This is a genomic window from Cypionkella sp. (assembly GCF_028290025.1).
Taxonomy (GTDB): Bacteria; Pseudomonadota; Alphaproteobacteria; order Rhodobacterales; family Rhodobacteraceae; genus Cypionkella.
The window spans coordinates 20,370-38,292 of the sequence record NZ_JAQGKQ010000042.1 but is presented as its reverse complement, the minus strand read 5'-3'; the positions used below and the strand labels follow the sequence as shown (position 1 = coordinate 38,292).

13 protein-coding genes are annotated in these 17,923 nt (G+C 57.9%); 11 read left to right on the top strand and 2 right to left on the bottom strand.

Annotated features, from left to right (window positions below):
• Window positions 1–112: 112 nt before the first annotated feature.
• From JWS10_RS05385 to JWS10_RS05375, 4 genes are all read left to right on the top strand, one after another.
• Window positions 113–1,597, top strand: coding sequence for a DNA polymerase Y family protein (locus tag JWS10_RS05385; RefSeq protein ID WP_299505369.1), 1,485 nt, complete (start codon window positions 113–115; stop codon window positions 1,595–1,597).
• Complete coding sequence (locus tag JWS10_RS05380) at window positions 1,594–4,947, top strand: error-prone DNA polymerase (RefSeq protein WP_299505368.1); 3,354 nt, start codon at window positions 1,594–1,596, stop codon at window positions 4,945–4,947. Before JWS10_RS05385 ends, JWS10_RS05380 begins: the two co-directional genes overlap by 4 nt.
• A gap of 166 nt (window positions 4,948–5,113) precedes the next feature.
• Window positions 5,114–5,356: a recombinase family protein gene (locus JWS10_RS21230; protein ID WP_366943516.1), complete on the top strand. Its 243-nt coding sequence runs from the start codon at window positions 5,114–5,116 to the stop codon at window positions 5,354–5,356.
• Window positions 5,266–6,018 carry a recombinase family protein gene (locus JWS10_RS05375; protein ID WP_366943518.1) on the top strand — a complete coding sequence of 251 codons (753 nt, stop codon included), beginning with the start codon at window positions 5,266–5,268 and terminating at the stop codon, window positions 6,016–6,018. The genes JWS10_RS21230 and JWS10_RS05375 overlap by 91 nt, the downstream gene beginning before the upstream one ends.
• A 35-nt stretch (window positions 6,019–6,053) precedes the next feature.
• Here the strand turns inward: JWS10_RS05375 and JWS10_RS05370 are convergent, their stop codons facing one another.
• Window positions 6,054–6,335 (bottom strand): helix-turn-helix transcriptional regulator, encoded by a 282-nt coding sequence (locus JWS10_RS05370; protein ID WP_299505367.1) that lies wholly within the window; start codon window positions 6,333–6,335, stop codon window positions 6,054–6,056.
• Window positions 6,336–6,576: 241 nt separating this feature from the next.
• Between JWS10_RS05370 and JWS10_RS05365 the strand changes: the two genes are divergently transcribed.
• The 6 genes from JWS10_RS05365 to JWS10_RS05340 all read left to right on the top strand — a co-directional run bounded on the left by JWS10_RS05365 (window position 6,577) and on the right by JWS10_RS05340 (window position 13,973).
• Window positions 6,577–8,346 (top strand): DUF262 domain-containing protein, encoded by a 1,770-nt coding sequence (locus JWS10_RS05365; protein ID WP_299505366.1) that lies wholly within the window; start codon window positions 6,577–6,579, stop codon window positions 8,344–8,346.
• Window positions 8,343–8,657, top strand: coding sequence for a hypothetical protein (locus JWS10_RS05360; protein ID WP_299505365.1), 315 nt, complete (start codon window positions 8,343–8,345; stop codon window positions 8,655–8,657). Before JWS10_RS05365 ends, JWS10_RS05360 begins: the two co-directional genes overlap by 4 nt.
• Window positions 8,658–9,071: 414 nt before the next feature.
• Complete coding sequence (locus JWS10_RS05355) at window positions 9,072–10,481, top strand: hypothetical protein (RefSeq protein WP_299505364.1); 1,410 nt, start codon at window positions 9,072–9,074, stop codon at window positions 10,479–10,481.
• Window positions 10,481–11,311 (top strand): hypothetical protein, encoded by an 831-nt coding sequence (locus tag JWS10_RS05350; protein ID WP_299505363.1) that lies wholly within the window; start codon window positions 10,481–10,483, stop codon window positions 11,309–11,311. The genes JWS10_RS05355 and JWS10_RS05350 overlap by 1 nt, the downstream gene beginning before the upstream one ends.
• The gene (locus JWS10_RS05345) at window positions 11,312–12,502 is read left to right on the top strand and encodes a hypothetical protein (RefSeq protein ID WP_299505361.1); all 1,191 of its coding nucleotides are present in this window, start codon (window positions 11,312–11,314) and stop codon (window positions 12,500–12,502) included. It abuts the gene before it with no gap.
• A gap of 82 nt (window positions 12,503–12,584) precedes the next feature.
• Window positions 12,585–13,973, top strand: a complete 1,389-nt coding sequence (locus JWS10_RS05340) for a thermonuclease family protein (RefSeq protein WP_299505360.1) — start codon at window positions 12,585–12,587, stop codon at window positions 13,971–13,973.
• Window positions 13,974–14,055: 82 nt separating this feature from the next.
• Here the strand turns inward: JWS10_RS05340 and JWS10_RS05335 are convergent, their stop codons facing one another.
• Window positions 14,056–14,406, bottom strand: a complete 351-nt coding sequence (locus tag JWS10_RS05335) for a type I restriction enzyme endonuclease domain-containing protein (RefSeq protein ID WP_299505358.1) — start codon at window positions 14,404–14,406, stop codon at window positions 14,056–14,058.
• 318 nt (window positions 14,407–14,724) lie between these two features.
• Here JWS10_RS05335 and cas9 point away from each other — a divergent pair, with 318 nt between their 5' ends.
• Window positions 14,725–17,922 carry a type II CRISPR RNA-guided endonuclease Cas9 gene (cas9, locus tag JWS10_RS05330; RefSeq protein WP_299505357.1) on the top strand — a complete coding sequence of 1,066 codons (3,198 nt, stop codon included), beginning with the start codon at window positions 14,725–14,727 and terminating at the stop codon, window positions 17,920–17,922.
• Window position 17,923 lies beyond the last annotated feature (1 nt).

The window sequence follows — 17,923 nt, the reverse complement described above, 5'->3', positions numbered from 1 at the left end:
TCCCGTTGGCTCTGCGAAGCGTCACCCAGCTCTGCTGCGGACTCGACTCTGCATCATTGGTCTCTTACAAAGAACAAAAAGGGAACACTCGGCGCTTGGGTATTGGACTGGAATGGCACGTCGTCTGCTTTCACTGTGGTTTCCGAGGCTCGCGAGCGACACGAGCCGGCGGCGTCGCCCGGTTGAGGGCGCGTTTGCTTTGGTGCTGCGGGCTGGCAACGCCGAACATCTGCATTGCCTGAACCGCGCGGCGGAAGCCAAAGGTCTGCGCCAAGGCATGCCGCTGGCGGATGCACGCGCGATCTGCCCGGAGCTTGCAACCCGACCGGCTGATCTGCCAGCGCAGAAACTCGCGCTGGAGGTTTTACGCCGCTGGGCCGCGCGGTATTCGCCGATGATCGCCATTGACGGTGTTGACGGTCTGGTCGCCGATATCTCTGGCGTGGCGCATCTGTTTGGCGGTGAGCCGGATCTGCGCGCTGATCTCGATGCAAGGCTCGCACGGGCTGATCTGTCGGCTGTGTCAGCGATTGCTGGCAGCCGTGGCGCTGCATATGCGCTGGTGCGTCATGGGGGCGGCGTCGTGCCGGATGGTAAACTCGCCGCAGGTATCGGCCATCTGCCGGTCTCCGCGCTGCGAATTGACCACGCCACCGCCGACGGTTTGGCGCGTGTCGGATTGCCGCGCATCGCCGATCTGATTGATCTGCCGCGCGCGCCGCTGGCACGTCGGTTTGGACAGGGCTTGGTGCTGCGGCTCGATCAGGCTTTGGGCATTCAGGCGGAATCGGTGTCGGCCGAACCCGAGCCGCCGCATTTTGGCGTGCGAATGACGCTGCCAGAGCCGATCGGTTTACAGAGCGATGTCATGGCGGGGCTGGCGCGGTTGTTGGACCGGCTGTGCAGCAAACTCGCGCTGCATCACATGGGCGCGCGCCGGGTGCTGCTCGAATTGCGCCGGGTGGACCGCGGCACGGTCAAGGTTGAGATCGGCCTCGCCCGCCCGATGCGAGACGCTTCGCGTATCGCAGCACTGTTTGCCAAAGGCGTTGATGAGGTCGATGCAGGCTTTGGCATTGATTGCTTGCGGCTCTCCGCCACCCTCGTGGAGCCGATGCCGCCCGAGCAGGTTGGCGGTGGGCACGCTGTCAAAACCGAGGACGCGCTGGCCGATTTGCTCTCCAGCGTTGGCAACCGGTTGGGCTTTGACCGCGTGCTGCGGATGATCCCCGCCGACAGCCAGATCCCGGAGAAAAGCTTCTCTCTGGTGCCCGCGATCTACAGCACAGCTGAGCCCGCAGGCCCGCGCAAGGTCGCACCCCGCCCGATCACAATCTTTCCGCCGGAGTTCGTATCGGACGTGGTCGGCCAACGCCCCGGCACGCCTCCTGCCCGGTTTCGCTGGCGGCGGATGTGGTTCACCACGCTGCGCGCGCAAGGCCCGGAACGCATCACGCCGGAATGGTGGTTTGACGATCCCGCCTGGCGCAGCGGGTTGCGCGATTACTGGCGGGTCGAGACGCAAGAAGGTCCGCGGCTCTGGCTGTTTCACACGCCGCAGGCACCGGGCTGGCATGTGCATGGGGAATTCCCATGACCAGTTATGCTGAACTCTGCGTCACCTCGAACTTCACCTTCCTCAAAGGTGCGTCGCATCCAGAAGAACTGGTTACCCGCGCGGCTGAGTTGGGGCTTGCGGCGATTGCCATCACCGACCGCAATTCCGTCGCAGGCGTGGTGCGGGCGTTTTCTGCGTTGAAAGAGCTGACCCGGTTGCGAGATGAGGCCCACGCAGCAACACAATCGGTGCAGGACGGTCCCGAGATCCGATCACAGCGGGTGATGGATCATTCCAGCCGGCAAACCGTGCCGCATTTCACCGGCGAGACGGCGGCACCTGCGCTGCCTGACATCGCCTTGCCGAAGCTGATCGCAGGCGCGCGGTTGTGCTTTGCCGACAGCGCCGTGGAATGGATCGCCCTGCCAAAAGACATCACCGCCTGGTCACGGCTGACCCGGCTGCTCTCGCTCGGCAAACAGCGCGCCGAGAAGGGTCAATGTCATCTGACGCAAGCCGATCTGCTGGATTGGGGCACCGGCATGGTGCTGATTGCTGTGCCGCCCGATCCGATGCAAGCCAGTCATGCCAAATCCACCAAAGCCGATCTGATCCGTATCGCGCGTGCGTTTCCAGGGCAGAGCTATCTCGGCGCGGCACCTTCCTACGATGGCTGCGATCAGCAACGCTTTGACCGTTTGGCGGGCACATCGCAGACAACAAATCTGCCACTGGTGGCACTTGGTGAGGTGTTGATGCACCGCTCGGCGCGCAGGCCGCTGGCCGATGTGCTGACCTGCATGCGGGAAGGCTGCACCATCGACACCCTCGGAACCCGCCGATTGGCGAATGGCGAGCACCGGCTCAAATCGGGATCGGAGATGGCGCGACTGTTTCACCGCTACCCAGCCGCCATCAAGCGCACCGTCGAGATTGCGGCGACCTGCGCTTTCAGCTTGGGCGATCTGCGCTACCAATATCCTGATGAAGAACGGGATGGCGAACCCGCCCAGACCCGGCTGGAGCGGCTGTCGCGCGAAGGCTTGCATTGGCGCTACCCCAATGGCGCGCCGCCCAAGATCATTCACCGCGTCGAGAAAGAGCTGAACCTGATCCGCGAGATCGCATATGCACCGTATTTCCTCACCGTGCATGACATCGTGCAGTTCGCCCGCTCAAAAGGCATCCTTTGCCAAGGTCGCGGTTCTGCCGCCAACTCCGTGGTCTGCTATCTGCTTGGAGTGACCGAGGTGCCACCCGAATCCATCACGCTGATTTTCGAGCGCTTTATCAGCAAAGAGCGTGGCGAGCCGCCAGACATTGACGTCGATTTCGAGCACGAGCGCCGCGAGGAAGTCATCCAGTGGATCTATGAACGCTACGGCCGCCACCGCGCCGGGCTGACCGCGACCGTTATCCATCTGCGCAGCCGGGCCGCGATCCGGGAGGTTGGCAAGGCGATGGGCTTAAGCCAAGACGTCATCGCGCGGCTGTCGGGTCAAATCTGGGGTTGGTCCTCGGCGGCACCGGGGGAAGACCGTATGCGCGAGGCGGGCATTGATCCCGCAGATCCGCGCGTCAGGCTGGCAGGGCAGCTGATCGCCGAGATCATCGGCTTTCCGCGCCATCTCAGCCAGCATGTTGGCGGCTTCGTCATCACTCAGGGGCGCCTTGATGAGCTGTGTCCGATCGAGAACGCCGCGATGGATGACCGCACGGTGATCGAGTGGGACAAAGACGACATCGACGCGCTGGGGTTGCTGAAGGTTGATATCCTCGCCCTCGGCATGCTGACCTGCATCCGCAAAGCTTTCGGTTTGCTGAAGGATTTTCGCGGCAAAAATCAGACCCTCGCCAACGTCCCGCCGGAAGATCCTGTGGTCTACGATATGCTGTGTCGGGCCGATGCGATTGGCACGTTTCAGGTCGAAAGCCGCGCGCAGTTGAACTTTTTGCCCCGGATGCGGCCGCGCAAATTCTACGATCTGGTTTGCGAGGTCGCCATCGTCCGACCCGGCCCGATCCAAGGCGGCATGGTGCATCCCTATATCAACCGCCGCCAAGGCAAGGAGAAGGTTGAAGACCTTGGGCCTGCACTGATGGAGGTGCTTGGGCGCACCTATGGCGTGCCCTTGTTCCAAGAGCAGGCGATGCAGATTGCTGTGGTCGCGGCAGGGTTCACCCCAGCCGAAGCCGACCGACTGCGCCGCTCGCTCGCGACCTTCAAGCGCATGGGCACCATCGGCGGTTTCCGTGATCGCTTCATCTCCGGCATGCTGTCACGCGGCTACGACGGCGACTTTGCCACCCGCTGTTTTGCGCAGATAGAGGGCTTTGGCAGCTACGGTTTCCCAGAAAGCCATGCGGCGAGCTTTGCGCGGCTGGTCTACATCTCGTCCTGGCTGAAGTGCCATCACCAAGCGATCTTCACCTGCGCCCTGCTGAACAGCCAGCCGATGGGGTTTTATGCACCTGCCCAACTGGTGCGCGATGCCCGCGATCATGATGTCGAGGTGCGCCCGGTCTCGGTCAACCATTCGTTCTGGGACTGCACCATCGAGCCGCGCCAAGATGGGGCGCTGGCGCTGCGGCTGGGGTTTCGTCAGATCAAAGGTATGCGCGAGGAGGATGCCGTCTGGATCTCAACCTCGCGCGGCAATGGCTATTCTGATGTCGAAAGCCTGTGGCGCAGGGCAGGCGTGCGACCTGCGGTGTTGGAGCGTTTGGCCGAAGCGGATGCGTTTGCGTCTTTGGGCGTAAACCGTCGCAGCGCGCTTTGGGATGCCAAGGCGCTGGCGGGGCCCGCACCTTTGCCGCTGTTCGGTGCGGATGGCGAGGGTGGCGTGGAGCCTGTCGTGACCTTACCACAGATGACTTTGGGCCATGAAGTCATCGAAGATTATCTCTCGCTGCGCCTCTCACTGCGCGCACACCCCGTGGAACTGCTGCGCCCAAAGCTGCCCGAAAGCCTGCCGCATGATCGCCTGCAAGTGAGCAAAGGCCGTGTCACCATCACCGGCCTCGTCATCACCCGCCAGCGCCCTGGCACCGCGTCAGGCGTGATCTTCCTGACGCTGGAGGACGAGACCGGCACCGCGAATGTGGTGGTCTGGAAGCAGGTCTATGAAATCTTCCGCAAAGCCGTGATCGCAGGTCGTCTGCTACGCGTCACTGGCCGGATCGAGCGCGACGGCCCAGTGGTGCATCTCATCGCCGAGCGGATTGAGGATATCTCGCCGCTGCTGTCAACTCTCGGGCGACCGGTGATGATCGAGGCCAATGATGGACGCGCCGATGAGACCAAGCGCCCCGTCGGCGGCAGTGTCAGGTCAGCGCATCATCCGAGGGAACAGGCGAAGGTGCTGTTTCCGAGCCGGGATTTTCATTGAAGCTGAATCGGGCATTGAAGCTACTGGCCTCTAATCCGGCACTCCCATCAGTCAAAACCTGCAAATGCTCCATTATCATAGCATATGCAAATGGACTGATCATACTTGTAATTGAACCCATACAGGACCAATTACATGAAACCGCGACGTCCAGATACAAAACCGTATGCTATTGCTCCACCTAAAGGCCCACACCATGACCCCAGTAACAGCCCAACCCCTACCTAGCACAGTCGTTGGTTACATACGGGTATCAACGGAGAGTCAGGACACGAAAGTGGATGGGCTCGAACGTCAAGCTGAGAAGATAAGAGAGTTCTGTCAAGATCATGGTCTTATCTGTGTCTTATCTATGAGGATGTGGGTTCAGCTGTATCAGACAGAAATTCGTCGAAACGCAGCGGATTGATGGACGCCATCAGGCAGGCAAAAAATGAAGGCGCTGGTTTGTTGGTTACTGACCTCACCCGGCTTGATCGCAGCCTTCACTCCATCTCTACGTCCTTAGGAACGCTTCAGGTGCCGCTCATCTCGATCCGCGATGGTGGCGTTGTCGACTATCGGAAGGTTTTGGAGCATATCAGGCGTGGCGCTGCTGGCGCGAAAAACATCAGTGATGGCACCAAGAAGGCGTTGAAGGGTCGTAAGGATGCCGGTGTTGTTCTCGGTTCTCCCGGTGATAAGTTGGCCGCGGCGAAGGCGTCAGCCAGGGTGCGTGGTCAGCGTTCTGATGACATTGTGTTTCAAATTGCCGATATCATAGCCGAAGACCCGTCATACTCCGATCTGTCAGGGCCAGCGCTAGCCAAGTTGTTGAACCGGCGGGGGGTTCGATCTGGCTGGAATAGAGAATGGACTCCAGCCTCGGTCAAAAAGCCGCGCAAGGCGGCTCTCGAGGTGATCCGGTCCCGGCTCGGCGACGACGAAAATGTCGCGACACCTATACCTGGCATCGGCAGGGTAGAAACTGTCAAAACTCCCGCGAGTGAAAAGCAGGTCATCACCATAGTGAATGTGGCCGAGCCTGAAGCAGCAGAGAACCCACTCCCCAAGGACTGGGGTATATTCTGAGCCCAGCGTATCAACAGAAAGTTTTTAAGCAAAGGTCAGCTTGTGCCTTCACCAGCCTTATGTGTTTCGCCTGAGAGTCGTAGGTAGCCTTCCTCGGTCGCGCTGATCATCTCGACCATTGAAATGCCTAGACCCACGCTGACGGCAGCGAGCGCACTCAGCGTGGGTTGGCGCTTTCCGGTTTCTAGAAATGAGACAAACCGCACCGATACGCCGGCGCGCTCGGCCAAGTCTTCTTGGGTCAAGCCGGCTCGCTTGCGTTCTTCCACGAGCGCCTCCGCAAATGCCGTCACCAGAAGTTCGTTGCTGCGTTCCATGGCGAGAAGCCATCTCGCAGGACTTGACAGAGCACCACGAACAGTTGTTCTTGTCAGACAGGTGCGGCGCGTTCTCCTCGCGTAGAAACTCAACAAATACAACGCGCAATGAAAAACTCCACCGCCGCCATGTCCGATCTTCGGACAGCCTTCCTGTCATCAAATATGGTTAACGTTCTGTTAACCACTCACTGCGCAATGTCGCGCAACCGCCTTCGGCATCCTCCTTGAGTAGATAAACATGAGTTATTCTTCGCGCACCATTGGCACCGTAATCGACGATGTGAACCGCAGTTATCTGCTGCCCGCCATCCAACGCCCCTACGTTTGGTCGTCGACCCAGATTGTGGCGCTGTTTGACTCGCTGCTCAAAGGATACCCGATCAGCAGCTTTATGTTTTGGGCGGTCGACGACGAGACCAGGGCTGAGGTGCGGTGCTATAAGTTCATTGAAAATTACCGGCCAGACATGATGAACGAACCGACCACCACCGAAGGCCGCAAGCTTGTCCTGGTGCTTGACGGCCAGCAGCGTCTGACGTCCTTGCTGATCGGCCTGCGCGGGACATTCTCAGAGAAAACCAAGGGTGCGCGGGCCACAAACGCTTCCGCATGGTCGGCAAAGACGCTCTATCTTGACCTGCTGAAAGACCCAGATCCTCGCAACGACGACGACGAAAACGACAATGAGTTCGGCATTACCTACGGTCTGGCGTTCAGCGAACGCAAACCTACAAACACGCATCGACGCCACTGGTTCAAGGTCGGCTCGATGCTAGATTATGCCAGCGATACGCTGCTGGAGGGATTGGTCGCCAAGGTCAAGACTGAACTGCACGCGGGAGTTTCTGCTTGGGAGCGCGACCTGGCCGAAGCAACACTGCGTCGGCTGCACCGTGTGATTTGGAAAGACGAAGCGGTAAACTTCTTCACCGAGACCGATCAGTCCGTCGACCGCGTGCTTGACATATTCGTCAGGGCAAACGACGGCGGCAAAAAACTGTCTAAGGCCGATCTGCTTATGTCGATGATCACCTCAAAATGGTCAAGCGGCTCCGCGCGAGAGGAGATCAACGGCTTCGTTGACTATATCAACAACGGTCTCGGTGTGCCGAACACGGTGACCCGCGATCTGGTCCTCAAAGCCAGCCTCGCCGTCTGCGATTATGATGTCGTCTACAATGTCAAAAACTTCACTACCGAGGCCATCGGTCGGATCGAACGCAACTGGGTTGATATCAAACGTGCAGTCGAGAACACCTTCCGTTTGTTGAACCGCCACGGCGTGACGGGTGACAACCTCGGCTCGCTGAACGCGGTTCTTCCGTTGATCTACTACCTACACAACACGCCGGAGTTTGACTTTCGGGGTTCCAGCGAGTTCGAGCGGGTTAATGCCGCAGCAATGCACCACTGGCTGGTGAACAGCCTCCTGGTCAGCGCCTTCGTGGGTCATTCAGACCAGACCATCACTATCGCCCGTGCCGCTATAAAAGAGCATCTAAAAACCGAACGCGGGTTTCCGACGCAGAAATTGTTCGACGCGATGGCGAAGGGCGGCCGTCTCTCCCAAGTCGACGAGCGCACGATCAGCGAGCTCCTCGAGATGCAATATGGCAAGCCGCGCACGTTCGTGGCGCTGTCGCTGCTCTATCAGGGCATCGACTGGAACGGGTCAAACTGGCAGATCGACCACATTATTCCACAGGCAGATGCGCAGAAGAACGTTCTGCGCAGCCGAAACTTGCCCGAGCACCGCATTCAGGAAATTCTCGGTGCGGTGAACAGCCTAGGCAATCTTCAACTGCTGCGCGGAGATGAAAATAATGAGAAAGGTGCGATGCCGTTCCGGTCTTGGATTACCGGGCGACGGGTGGATTTCCACGACCAGCACATGATCCCAGATCGGTTGGACCTTTGTGATGTCCTCTGGTTGCCCGAGTTCGTCCAGGAGCGTGAGAAGTTAATCCGCAAGCGTTTGTTAGAGCTGCTTGGACCTGTCGCGGCGTGACGGCGATCACCGTGATGAGGCTGGAGCTGGTTAAAGCCTGCCTTGCGATGCTCGACCAACACGCGGTCGAGCATCCAGCCGGTCATCAAGGCAAGCTGGCCGCGCGATACGTGCTGCGATCCAACGTGAGCGCGCGCATCGGCTTAATGTTTGAAAAGAGCGATAAAACCAAACCGCTCCTCTGGGTTGAGCACCGCTTTTTACGCAACCTGGTGCACGACGACATCGAGCTTAAGCTCTATCCCGCGTCAGCACCATATCAAGCCGTCGAACCCGGCGGAAACAGCCCTACGGTCGCCACGCTGCCTTAAAAGGCATGCGCGACCTCGCTAACGCGGATCTTGTGCGCTTGATCGTAGATCGCGTCGAACAGTCGAGGACGCTTCTTGCACACGTGGCAACTGTTGCCTGGTCAACGCGGTGCTGCGTAGACTCGCGGAGGGCCGATTTGAGCCGCTATGTGCAGCGTCGATGAATGCTGGACCGGGGGAACGCAGACACCCCCAGCGACTCGCTCCTGTGTTCTGTTAGGATTCGGCAGCAATAAGGGAAACGAGGGAACGGCAGCACTGACCAACGGGAGGACCATAGACGATACTTCGAAAGATATTAGAAATATGTCCGCGGTGCCCAAAGTGGCTGGGCAACCAAAGGTCATGGAAAAGTTGGCATCTTACCTCAGCAACGGCTAACAATGCGTTAATATAGATTTTTGTGAGGTTCATATGCTTGATCGTTTGAAGTCGATGTTCCGTTCAGATGATTTCATTCCGTCCTCAGCTGTGTTTCCATCCATCGACTCTGACAAGATCGCCAAGGATCTGAAGCTTGAGGACCAAGGCACAGCGCGCGGACAAAACAACCAGCCTCCATCAGACACCAAAGATTTCGATCATGTCGAAACCAGCGTGATCGAGCGCATCGAGGAACTCCGGCGTAAGGGGCTCGAAAACTACGAATCCAATCGACGTGTCTACAACGAACGTCTTGCGCGAGCGGGACAGGCGTCGAAGGAAGTGGATATCGCCGCAGGGAGCGCCAAAAATGACTTCGGCGCCTTGGTGCAGGAGTGGCAATCGCGCATCGAAGATCCAAGAGAGCGCTTGAACGAAACCTTCACTTGGCGAGCACGCTATCGTGAGCGCAACCGCCTACAACGGCCAGCTAAAGAATTCGAAGGCTGGATTAAGGTGTTTTCACTGACGATCATTCTTGTCGTGATCGAAGCGGGCATCAACAGCTATCTCTTCTCGAAGGGCAACGAGTTCGGGCTCCTTGGCGGTCTTTTGGCCGCGCTGATCGTCTCCGTTGTGAATGTTGGCGGGTCGGCAATGCTCGGCTACTTGGCGCGCTATCTGCATCATTGCAACCTTTTGCTGAAACTTGGCGGCCTAATCTTTGTGCTGGTCTGGATGGCGTTTGCTGTTGCGATGAACCTTGGCGTTGCTCATTTTCGAGACGGCTTAGAAAGCGGTCTGAGCTGGGCAGAAGCCACAGAGGGCGCAGTGCCTGCACTATTGGCGCGACCACTATATCTCGCCAGCATAGAATCTTGGCTTTTAGTGGGGATCGGGCTGCTGATCTCGGTTCTGTCGTTCCGCAAAGGTTGGCATACAGACGATCCATATCCCGGTTACGGGCGGTTGGAGCGGTCTTTGACTAAGGCTCGTTCTGTTTACGAGTTGGAGTTGCACAACGCGCTAGAAGATCTGAAAGACCGCCGTGATCAAGCCATCGAGGAGTTGCAAGACGCCAGCGAACAAGTGCGTAACGGAATTACCGAAGCCATCGACGCGCTGTTTGGTCAAAGCACACTAGGTGCTCATCTGAAAACGTATTTGGAACAGTGCGATGTCAAAACAGCGCATCTACTTGCAGTTTACCGCGACGCGAACCGGGCCGCTCGCAAAGATCCGTCGCCAAAGTCGTTTGACAGGGTCTACAAGTTCGGGGCCTTCAAGCCAGAAAGCATAGAGGTGTCTCGTCGTGAGAACGCTGAGGCCGAGGCTTCGCGGGTAACTGCGACTGTGGATGGCGCGATAAATGAAATCTTCGAACAGTTCGAAACGGCACGTCTCGCCTTCGACGTTACTCGCGCCGTCCAGCGTGACGGCGTTTCAGCGGAGAAGGTGTGATGGCACGCTCCAACCGTCGCCGCAGCACTCGCCGTAAAGACCGCGGCGGAACCTCATCCATCTGGCCCTATGTCCTGGGCGCTGTTGCGGCCATTGGCCTTTTGGTTGCCGCGATTTTCTATCGCAACCAGACCGAACATGAGACCGCGGTCAACGTGGATACCCTCTGCCCGCTTGACACGGGGCCGGTTGCTATGGCTGCGATCCTCTTTGACCTGACCGATCCTCTGACTCTTGCGCAGAGCAAGCAACTGCTCGCCCGCGTTGAGAAAGAGATCGCAGATGCGCCGATCGGAACGCAGTTCACAATGGGCGTGGTGAGTGAGACTCCAGAATCGTGGGGCGCAACCGCACCGTTGTGCAAGCCTCGCTCGGGTCACGATGTCAGCACATTGACGCAAAACGTGCGGCTCGTTGAGACCAGATATGAAAAACGCTTCATGGAACCGCTCCACGCCAACATCGAAAGCATGATCTCCGCGCATGGCGCAAACAAGTCTCCGATCATGGAGGCGCTTCAGACTCTAATCGCAGACACCTCTGGCTTTCTGACCTTCGCGGGTCCACGCAAAGTGATCATTGTGTCGGACTTGCTGCAAAACAGCGAATCTATGAGTTTCTACGCTGGCGACGATTGGCAGAGCTTTGCAACATCACCGCAGTTTGCGCGGTTGAACAGAACGCTCGAAGGAGTTGACATCATCATTTTCGAAGTGCCACGCGTCGTTTCCAAGATCAAAGATCCTCGGGTTATCGAAGATTTTTGGCTTCACTACTTCGACGTTCAAGGCGCGCGCGTTCCAACAGTTAAGACGATAGGGGATCTGTAGATGGCACGCCCGAGACGCCAGCTCCGACTTCACGCTGTCTCAAACCGGGAGTCTTGGGATAAAGTTGTCCTCGGCTTAGCATTTGCGGCGGGTGTTGGAGGCGGGATTGCCTTGAAGCTTTTGGGTGTTCACCCCTTCATCGCAGCAACGTTCTCTGCGGCCGTTCTGACTTTGTATGCAGTCTTGGCATATTCCACGACCGCACTTCGACTTGAGCCTGAGGTGATCGGTGACAACAGCTACTATCTTGGTTTCTTGTTCACGCTGACCAGTCTCGCCGTGACGCTGTATTTCGTGGTTGAGGCTGGTGCTGACAAGCGGGCAGAACTTATTCCGGAAGTGATTTCTGGCTTCGGCGTTGCGTTGGTTTCAACCATCGTCGGCGTGTTCATACGCGTTTTGATGATGCAGTTCCGTCTCGATTTGGTCGCGCGTGAGCGTGAAACTCGTATCGAGCTGGATGATGTCGCGAGACGTTTGCGGGTGGAACTTGCGCAGTCGGTCGAGAGGGTCAAAGCTTTTACCGTCGAAAGCTTTCAGCACTCAGCCGAACGGGAGTCGGAATTTCGCCGCTCCACCGAGGTGCTGGTGAAGGGCAGCCAGTCCATGCTCGCTGAGATGGCTAAAACGCTTCAGGAAGAAACCTTCCATTCCGTGCGCGACCAAACCAGTAGCGCGATCGAGGCGATCCGCACCTCGATTGCGACAGTATCTGATGGCGCCCTGACCCAAATTCGAAGTTCCTTCGTAGAAATGGCAAAAATTGCCGATCAGATGAGCGCGACCCAAGCGGTAGCACGCTCCTCAGTTGAAAAGTCAATATTGGCGATGCAGCTTCATGGTTCAGAAATTGCGGAACATGTTTCTCACCTGTCACGTCGTATCCGCACCGTCGCGGAAGAAACCGAAACCGCTGGCGCGAATCTCGCCTTCGGCATGAACCGTGCAACTGCGAAGTTGGAAGCGTCATTGGACGAAACGAACCGGCGACTCGGAGCGGGGTTCGCCAGATTCGATAAAGCTGCCCTAGATGCAGCGATACGCTCGCAGGCTGTCGTTAACGAAGTGGCCGAACGACTGCACAGCTCCGTCAGACAGTTTGCGAACATAGCTACAGCCGCGTCTCGTGAACTTGACCGCGCGGTGACTCAGCAGTCCGATGGCTTGGTCACTTCCTCGGACAAAACGTAAGGTGTCGGCTCGTCGAGAGAGCAAACAGATGTCGCAATCTCGCAGTGGCGGCTTTGACCGCAGCTACAAGAGAGGTGCCATTATGGGCCTCACCGTGGCTGAGGCATTTATCTTGCTCTCGTTTTGCCTGCTTTTGCTGTTCGCGTGGTGGCAGATCGAGACCGAACGAAAGAGTCTGATTGTCGCCGACGAGATCGGTAAGCTTGATGATCAGCAGAAAGCCGCGATTGTCGCCGGACTTTCCGATGGCACGTTCGAAGCGGCGCTGGTTTTGCGCACGGCGGGCGTTGATCTGACCGATACGAAATCGCTCGAAGATGCCGCGCAGTATTCTCGCTTCATGCGCGATGAAGATTTTCAGCGTCTGATGAAAGGCGTCGTCAAGCTCTCCCCTGAAACCCGCCTTAGCCTGGCCGATGCAGTCGCTGTGACAGACGAAGTTGCGTTGCGTGCAAAGCTTGCGACGGTCGAAACTGACGACAGCACTGTAGAGCATATTGCAGGTCGCCTACAAAGTGCTGCGCGACAACAGGGCGCATTGGTCACCCTCTTGGATGACCGCCTGGGCGCGGTTATCCGCGAAGCTGGCGGCAGCATAGACGCAAAAGGCACGATCACCCTGCCGCAGGCTATTCTCTTCGACTCGAACAACGACAAGATCAAAGACCCAGCATTCCTGCGAAGGCTGTGCGTCCCGTGGCTTGAGACGCTCCGCCAATCCGGCATGAACATCTCAGATCTGAAGATTGAGGGCCACGCGTCGAGTGAATGGGCGGTCGATGCGACCAAGGAACAGGCCTATCTCAACAATCTGGACCTCTCGCAAAGGCGCGCACGAAATGCGCTAACGCTCTGCTTGTCGGATATTAAAGACCCTGATGCGCTTGCTTGGGTTCGGCAACATCTTGCTGCGGTCGGCTATTCATCGGCTCGGCTGATCTATGGTCCAGACGGCACGGAAGATCACGACGCATCTCGCAGAGTGATGTTTAGCGTCGGCTTGAGCCAAGAAGGGCTGATAGACGATATTCGGCGAGACGTAACATCTACCGATGTATTAATGAACGCGACGGGACCGGCACGAGTGATCGACGGCGATACGGTAGAGGTAACGGAGACAAGCTTCCGGCTCTCCGGCATCGACGCACCCGAGATGGGCCAACTCTGTCGCAACAAGGCTGGTATCTCTTTTGACTGTGGGGAAGTTGCGCGGCGCGGACTGGAGCAAGTTATCGCGGGGCAGCCTATAGAGTGTCACGCGACCGAGCTGGATATCTATAAGCGACCGATCGCAACGTGCACGGTTGGCGGCCAGAATTTGGCCGAGATCATGATCGTAAAGGGCTATGCTGTTGCGTTCAGTCGATATTCCCAAACCTATGTTGCGAGAGCAGAAGCTGCCCAACAGGCAAATGTTGGCATCTGGAAGACAGACTTTCAAATGCCGTGGGAGTATCGAAAAGAGAACTAACCCTTTCAAAAGCCGAGTCCGAGGATGCTTCACAGGGTAATACCCGCTCACCCCACCTCGAGCGCCAGTGCCTCGGCCTGCTTCAGCACGGTCTTGACAGCCTCAGACGCGAGGTCCGGTGATAACCATGGCGCTGCAGTATCCGTTTCACCGCAACCCGCATTTTGGCACGCACATTGTCGCGCTTCCACCAGTCGGTGCCGCCGTTGCTGCGCACAGTCGCGACCAGCTCGGTAGCGATCATGCGAAGCTCGTCGTTGCTCATGATCTCAGCCGCGCTACTGTTTTGCGCGAGGGCATCGTAGAAAGCCCGTTCTGCCGATGTCAGGCCGTCCTCGGGTTCTTTCTGCAAGTCCTTCGCGATCTGGATCAGCTCCTGCAGCACCTGGATCGCGTCGACGCTGCGGTTGTTATAGCGCGCTATGGCCTGCACCAGACAAGGGAGAAACGCCTCTTGTCGGGCGCGTGCTGGAGCTTACCTTTCCGTTCAGAATGCGCCAATAGAAACGCAGCCCGTAGGCTGCGCTCTGATTTGGAGCTCTATCGAACTTGTTAACGGCTCGACCTGCGGTTCTGAACTTCGACGCTGGCTGATGCCTTAAGTAGGTCAAGGCAATTTTCTGATTTCCCGGAATTATATTCGTTCAAATGCTTGCCGAGCGGTTGCAGCCACAAAATAAACATATTCGTTTGACTCAGGCTTAGGCGCTCGTCAGCAATAAACTGACGATTTTAAACCAAAGGATTTTTCATGCTGCGTCTCGGTCTAGATATTGGCACGAATTCAATCGGCTGGTGGCTCTACGAAATTGCGAATGGCCAACCGATCGCTGTAATCGACGCCGGAGCTCGGATATTCTCGGATGGGCGCGATGCCAAGACTGGGGCATCCCTCGCAGTGGATCGGCGCAATGCGCGGGCTATGCGGCGGGGGCGGGATCGCTATTTGCAGCGCCGCGCCATGCTGATCAAGCGGTTGGCTGCCTCGGGCCTGATGCCGCAAGACCCCGATCAAGCCAAGGCACTGGAACTGCTTGACCCCTTCGCGCTCCGGGCGAAGGGGCTTGATCAGGCATTGCCACTGGCACATCTGGGCCGCGCCCTGTTCCATATCGACCAGCGGCGGGGTTTTAAGTCTAACCGCAAAACCGATGGCGGCGATAACGAGGGCGGCAAGATTAAAGACGCTACGGGCCGTTTGGAAATGGCGATGGGTGCGGCGGGCGCGCGCACCTACGGCGAGTTCTTGCACAAACGCCGCGCCGCAGCCACTGACCCGCGCCAAACTCCGGCGGTGCGCACGCGACTTAGCCTTCGGTTAGATGAGGCCAGCGGCAAATCCGAACCTGGGTATGATTTCTACCCCGACCGCCGCCATCTGGAGGAAGAGTTTCATAAACTGTGGCGCGCACAGGAACCGCATCACCCGGCCATGACCGACGAGTTGCGCGATCAGCTGTTCGAGACAATCTTCTACCAGCGCTTGCTAAAGGAACCGAAAGTTGGCCGCTGCCTGTTCTACCCGGAAGACCGGCTGCCGAGAGCCCATCCACTGACGCAAGCACGCGTGCTGTATGAGACGGTGAACAACCTGCGCATCAGTGCTAACGGCCGCGCATCACGGTCCTTAACGCTGGAGCAACGCGATCAGGTCATCACGCTGCTGAACGGCAAAGAGCCGCTGAAATCGCCCGGTGGCACCAAGCTGACTTTGGACGCACTGGCCAAAGCACTAAAACTGGGGGGCGAAAAGTTTACCCTTGAAACGGCAGCCCGCGACGCCATCGCCTGTGATCCGGTCCGCGCCAGCCTTGCCTTCAAGGATCGTTTCGGCGCGCGCTGGTCCACGCTCGATTGGCAACAGCAGTGGGGTCTGATCCAGCGCCGTCAAAACGCTCAGTCTGATCAGCAGGTGCAAGAGTTGATCCAATGGCTGATCGACAGCCACCATCTTACCCCCGCTCAAGCCCGTGCTACCGCCGACGCACCGCTGCCCGAGGGCTATTCTCGGCTTGGCTTGACCGCCACCAAAGCCATTTTGGACAAGCTGAGATCCGACGTGCTGACGTATGACAAAGCCGCCACTGCCATCGGCCGGCACCATTCGGATGGCCGCAGCGGTGAAGTGCTCCCCGACTTGCCCTACTATGGCAAAGTCCTCGACCGCCACGTTATCCCCGGTAGCCAAGACCCCGCGCATGACGACATTACCCGCTATGGCCGTATCACTAACCCCACGGTGCATATCGGCTTGAACCAGTTGCGCCGCCTGATCAACAAGATCATTGAGGTCCACGGCAAGCCCAATGAAATCGTGGTCGAATTAGCGCGGGAACTGAAACAAAGCATTGATCAAAAGGCCGAAGCCGAGCGCACCATTAAAAAGAACACCGACGCCGCCATTCGTCGTGGTGCAGATTTGGGTGAATTAGGTCAAGCCGACAATGGTGCCAACCGCGCTGTGTTGCGGATGTGGGAGGAGATGAACTCCGATCCGATGAAACGCTTTTGCCCCTACACCGGCAAGCTGATTTCTGCTGGTATGCTGTTCACGGGCGAATGCGATATCGACCACATCCTTCCCTATTCGCGCACGCTGGATGATAGTGGCTCCAACAAAACCCTATGCATGAAAGAGGCCAACCGCTCAAAGCGCAACAAATCTCCATCAGAGGCTGGCCATGACGGTATGCACATCTGGGCACTGGAGGGTGAAAACCTAAAACACCTCCCCGGTAATAAAGCCTGGCGCTTTGCCCCAGATGCCATGGCAAAATTTGAAGGCGAGCGAGATTTCCTCGCCCGTGCTTTGGTCGATACTCAATATCTATCGCGGATTGCGCGGGAGTATCTCGATAAACTCTATGATGGCGAGGATGGTAAAAGCCATGTGTGGGTTGTCCCCGGCCGCCTGACCGAAATGTTGCGCCGCCATTGGGGGCTGAACAGCCTGCTGCATGACGATCAGCGCGATGTGAATAAGGCGAAGAACCGCATGGATCACCGCCACCACGCGCTGGACGCCGCCGTTATTGGAGCGACTGACCGGAGCCTGATTAAACGCATGGCCGATCAATCTCAGATCGACGCGGGGCGCGGCCTCGATGATCTCGCATCTAGGGTGCTGCCCCCGTTTGAAGGCTTCCGAGATGCTATCAAAGCCCGGATCAACTCGATGACCGTCAGCCACCGTGCCGATCATGGCAGCATTGACGCCTCGGCCCGTGCGAAAGGCGCTGACAGCACCACCGGCCAGCTGCACAACGACACCGCTTATGGATTGACCGGGCAGTCTCTGAACGGCGTGCCGCTTGTTGTCACCCGCAAGCCTTTCGACGGTCTCACGCCTGCAATCATCGAAAAGCTCCGCGACGCCCCTCTGGCCGAGGCTCTGCGTCTGGCTACCAAGGGCAAAGACGGCAAAGACTTCCAAACCGCCCTGCGCACATTTGCTGCGCGCCCTGGCCCCTATCAAGGCATCCGACGTGTCAGGGTCATTGAACCGGTGGATGTGATTGAAATCAAGGACCGCAATGGCGTGGCGTATAAAGGCTACAAAGGTGACAGCAACCAACGCTATGAGATATGGCGGATGCCAGATGGGGCTTATAAGCACGTGGTGATCTCAACCTTCGACGCCCACAAAGAAATGGACCACCGTCCGCATCCCGCCGCCAAACGGCTGCTCAAGCTGCACAAAAACGATATGGTGCGGCTGGAGAACAGCAAGTTTGGGCCAACCTGCGTGACCGTCGAGAGATTTAACGTGAATGGTCAGGTTTCAATGGTGGCTCACAACCAAGGAAACGCCGATCAGCGCTATCGCAAGGACAAAGAAGACATCTACATCCGTATGCAAGCTGCATCTCTGATCAAATCCGGCGCTCGCCGTGTGATGGTTGACGAAATGGGCCGCGTCAAAGATCCTGGTCCCGCAAAAGTCGCCTGAA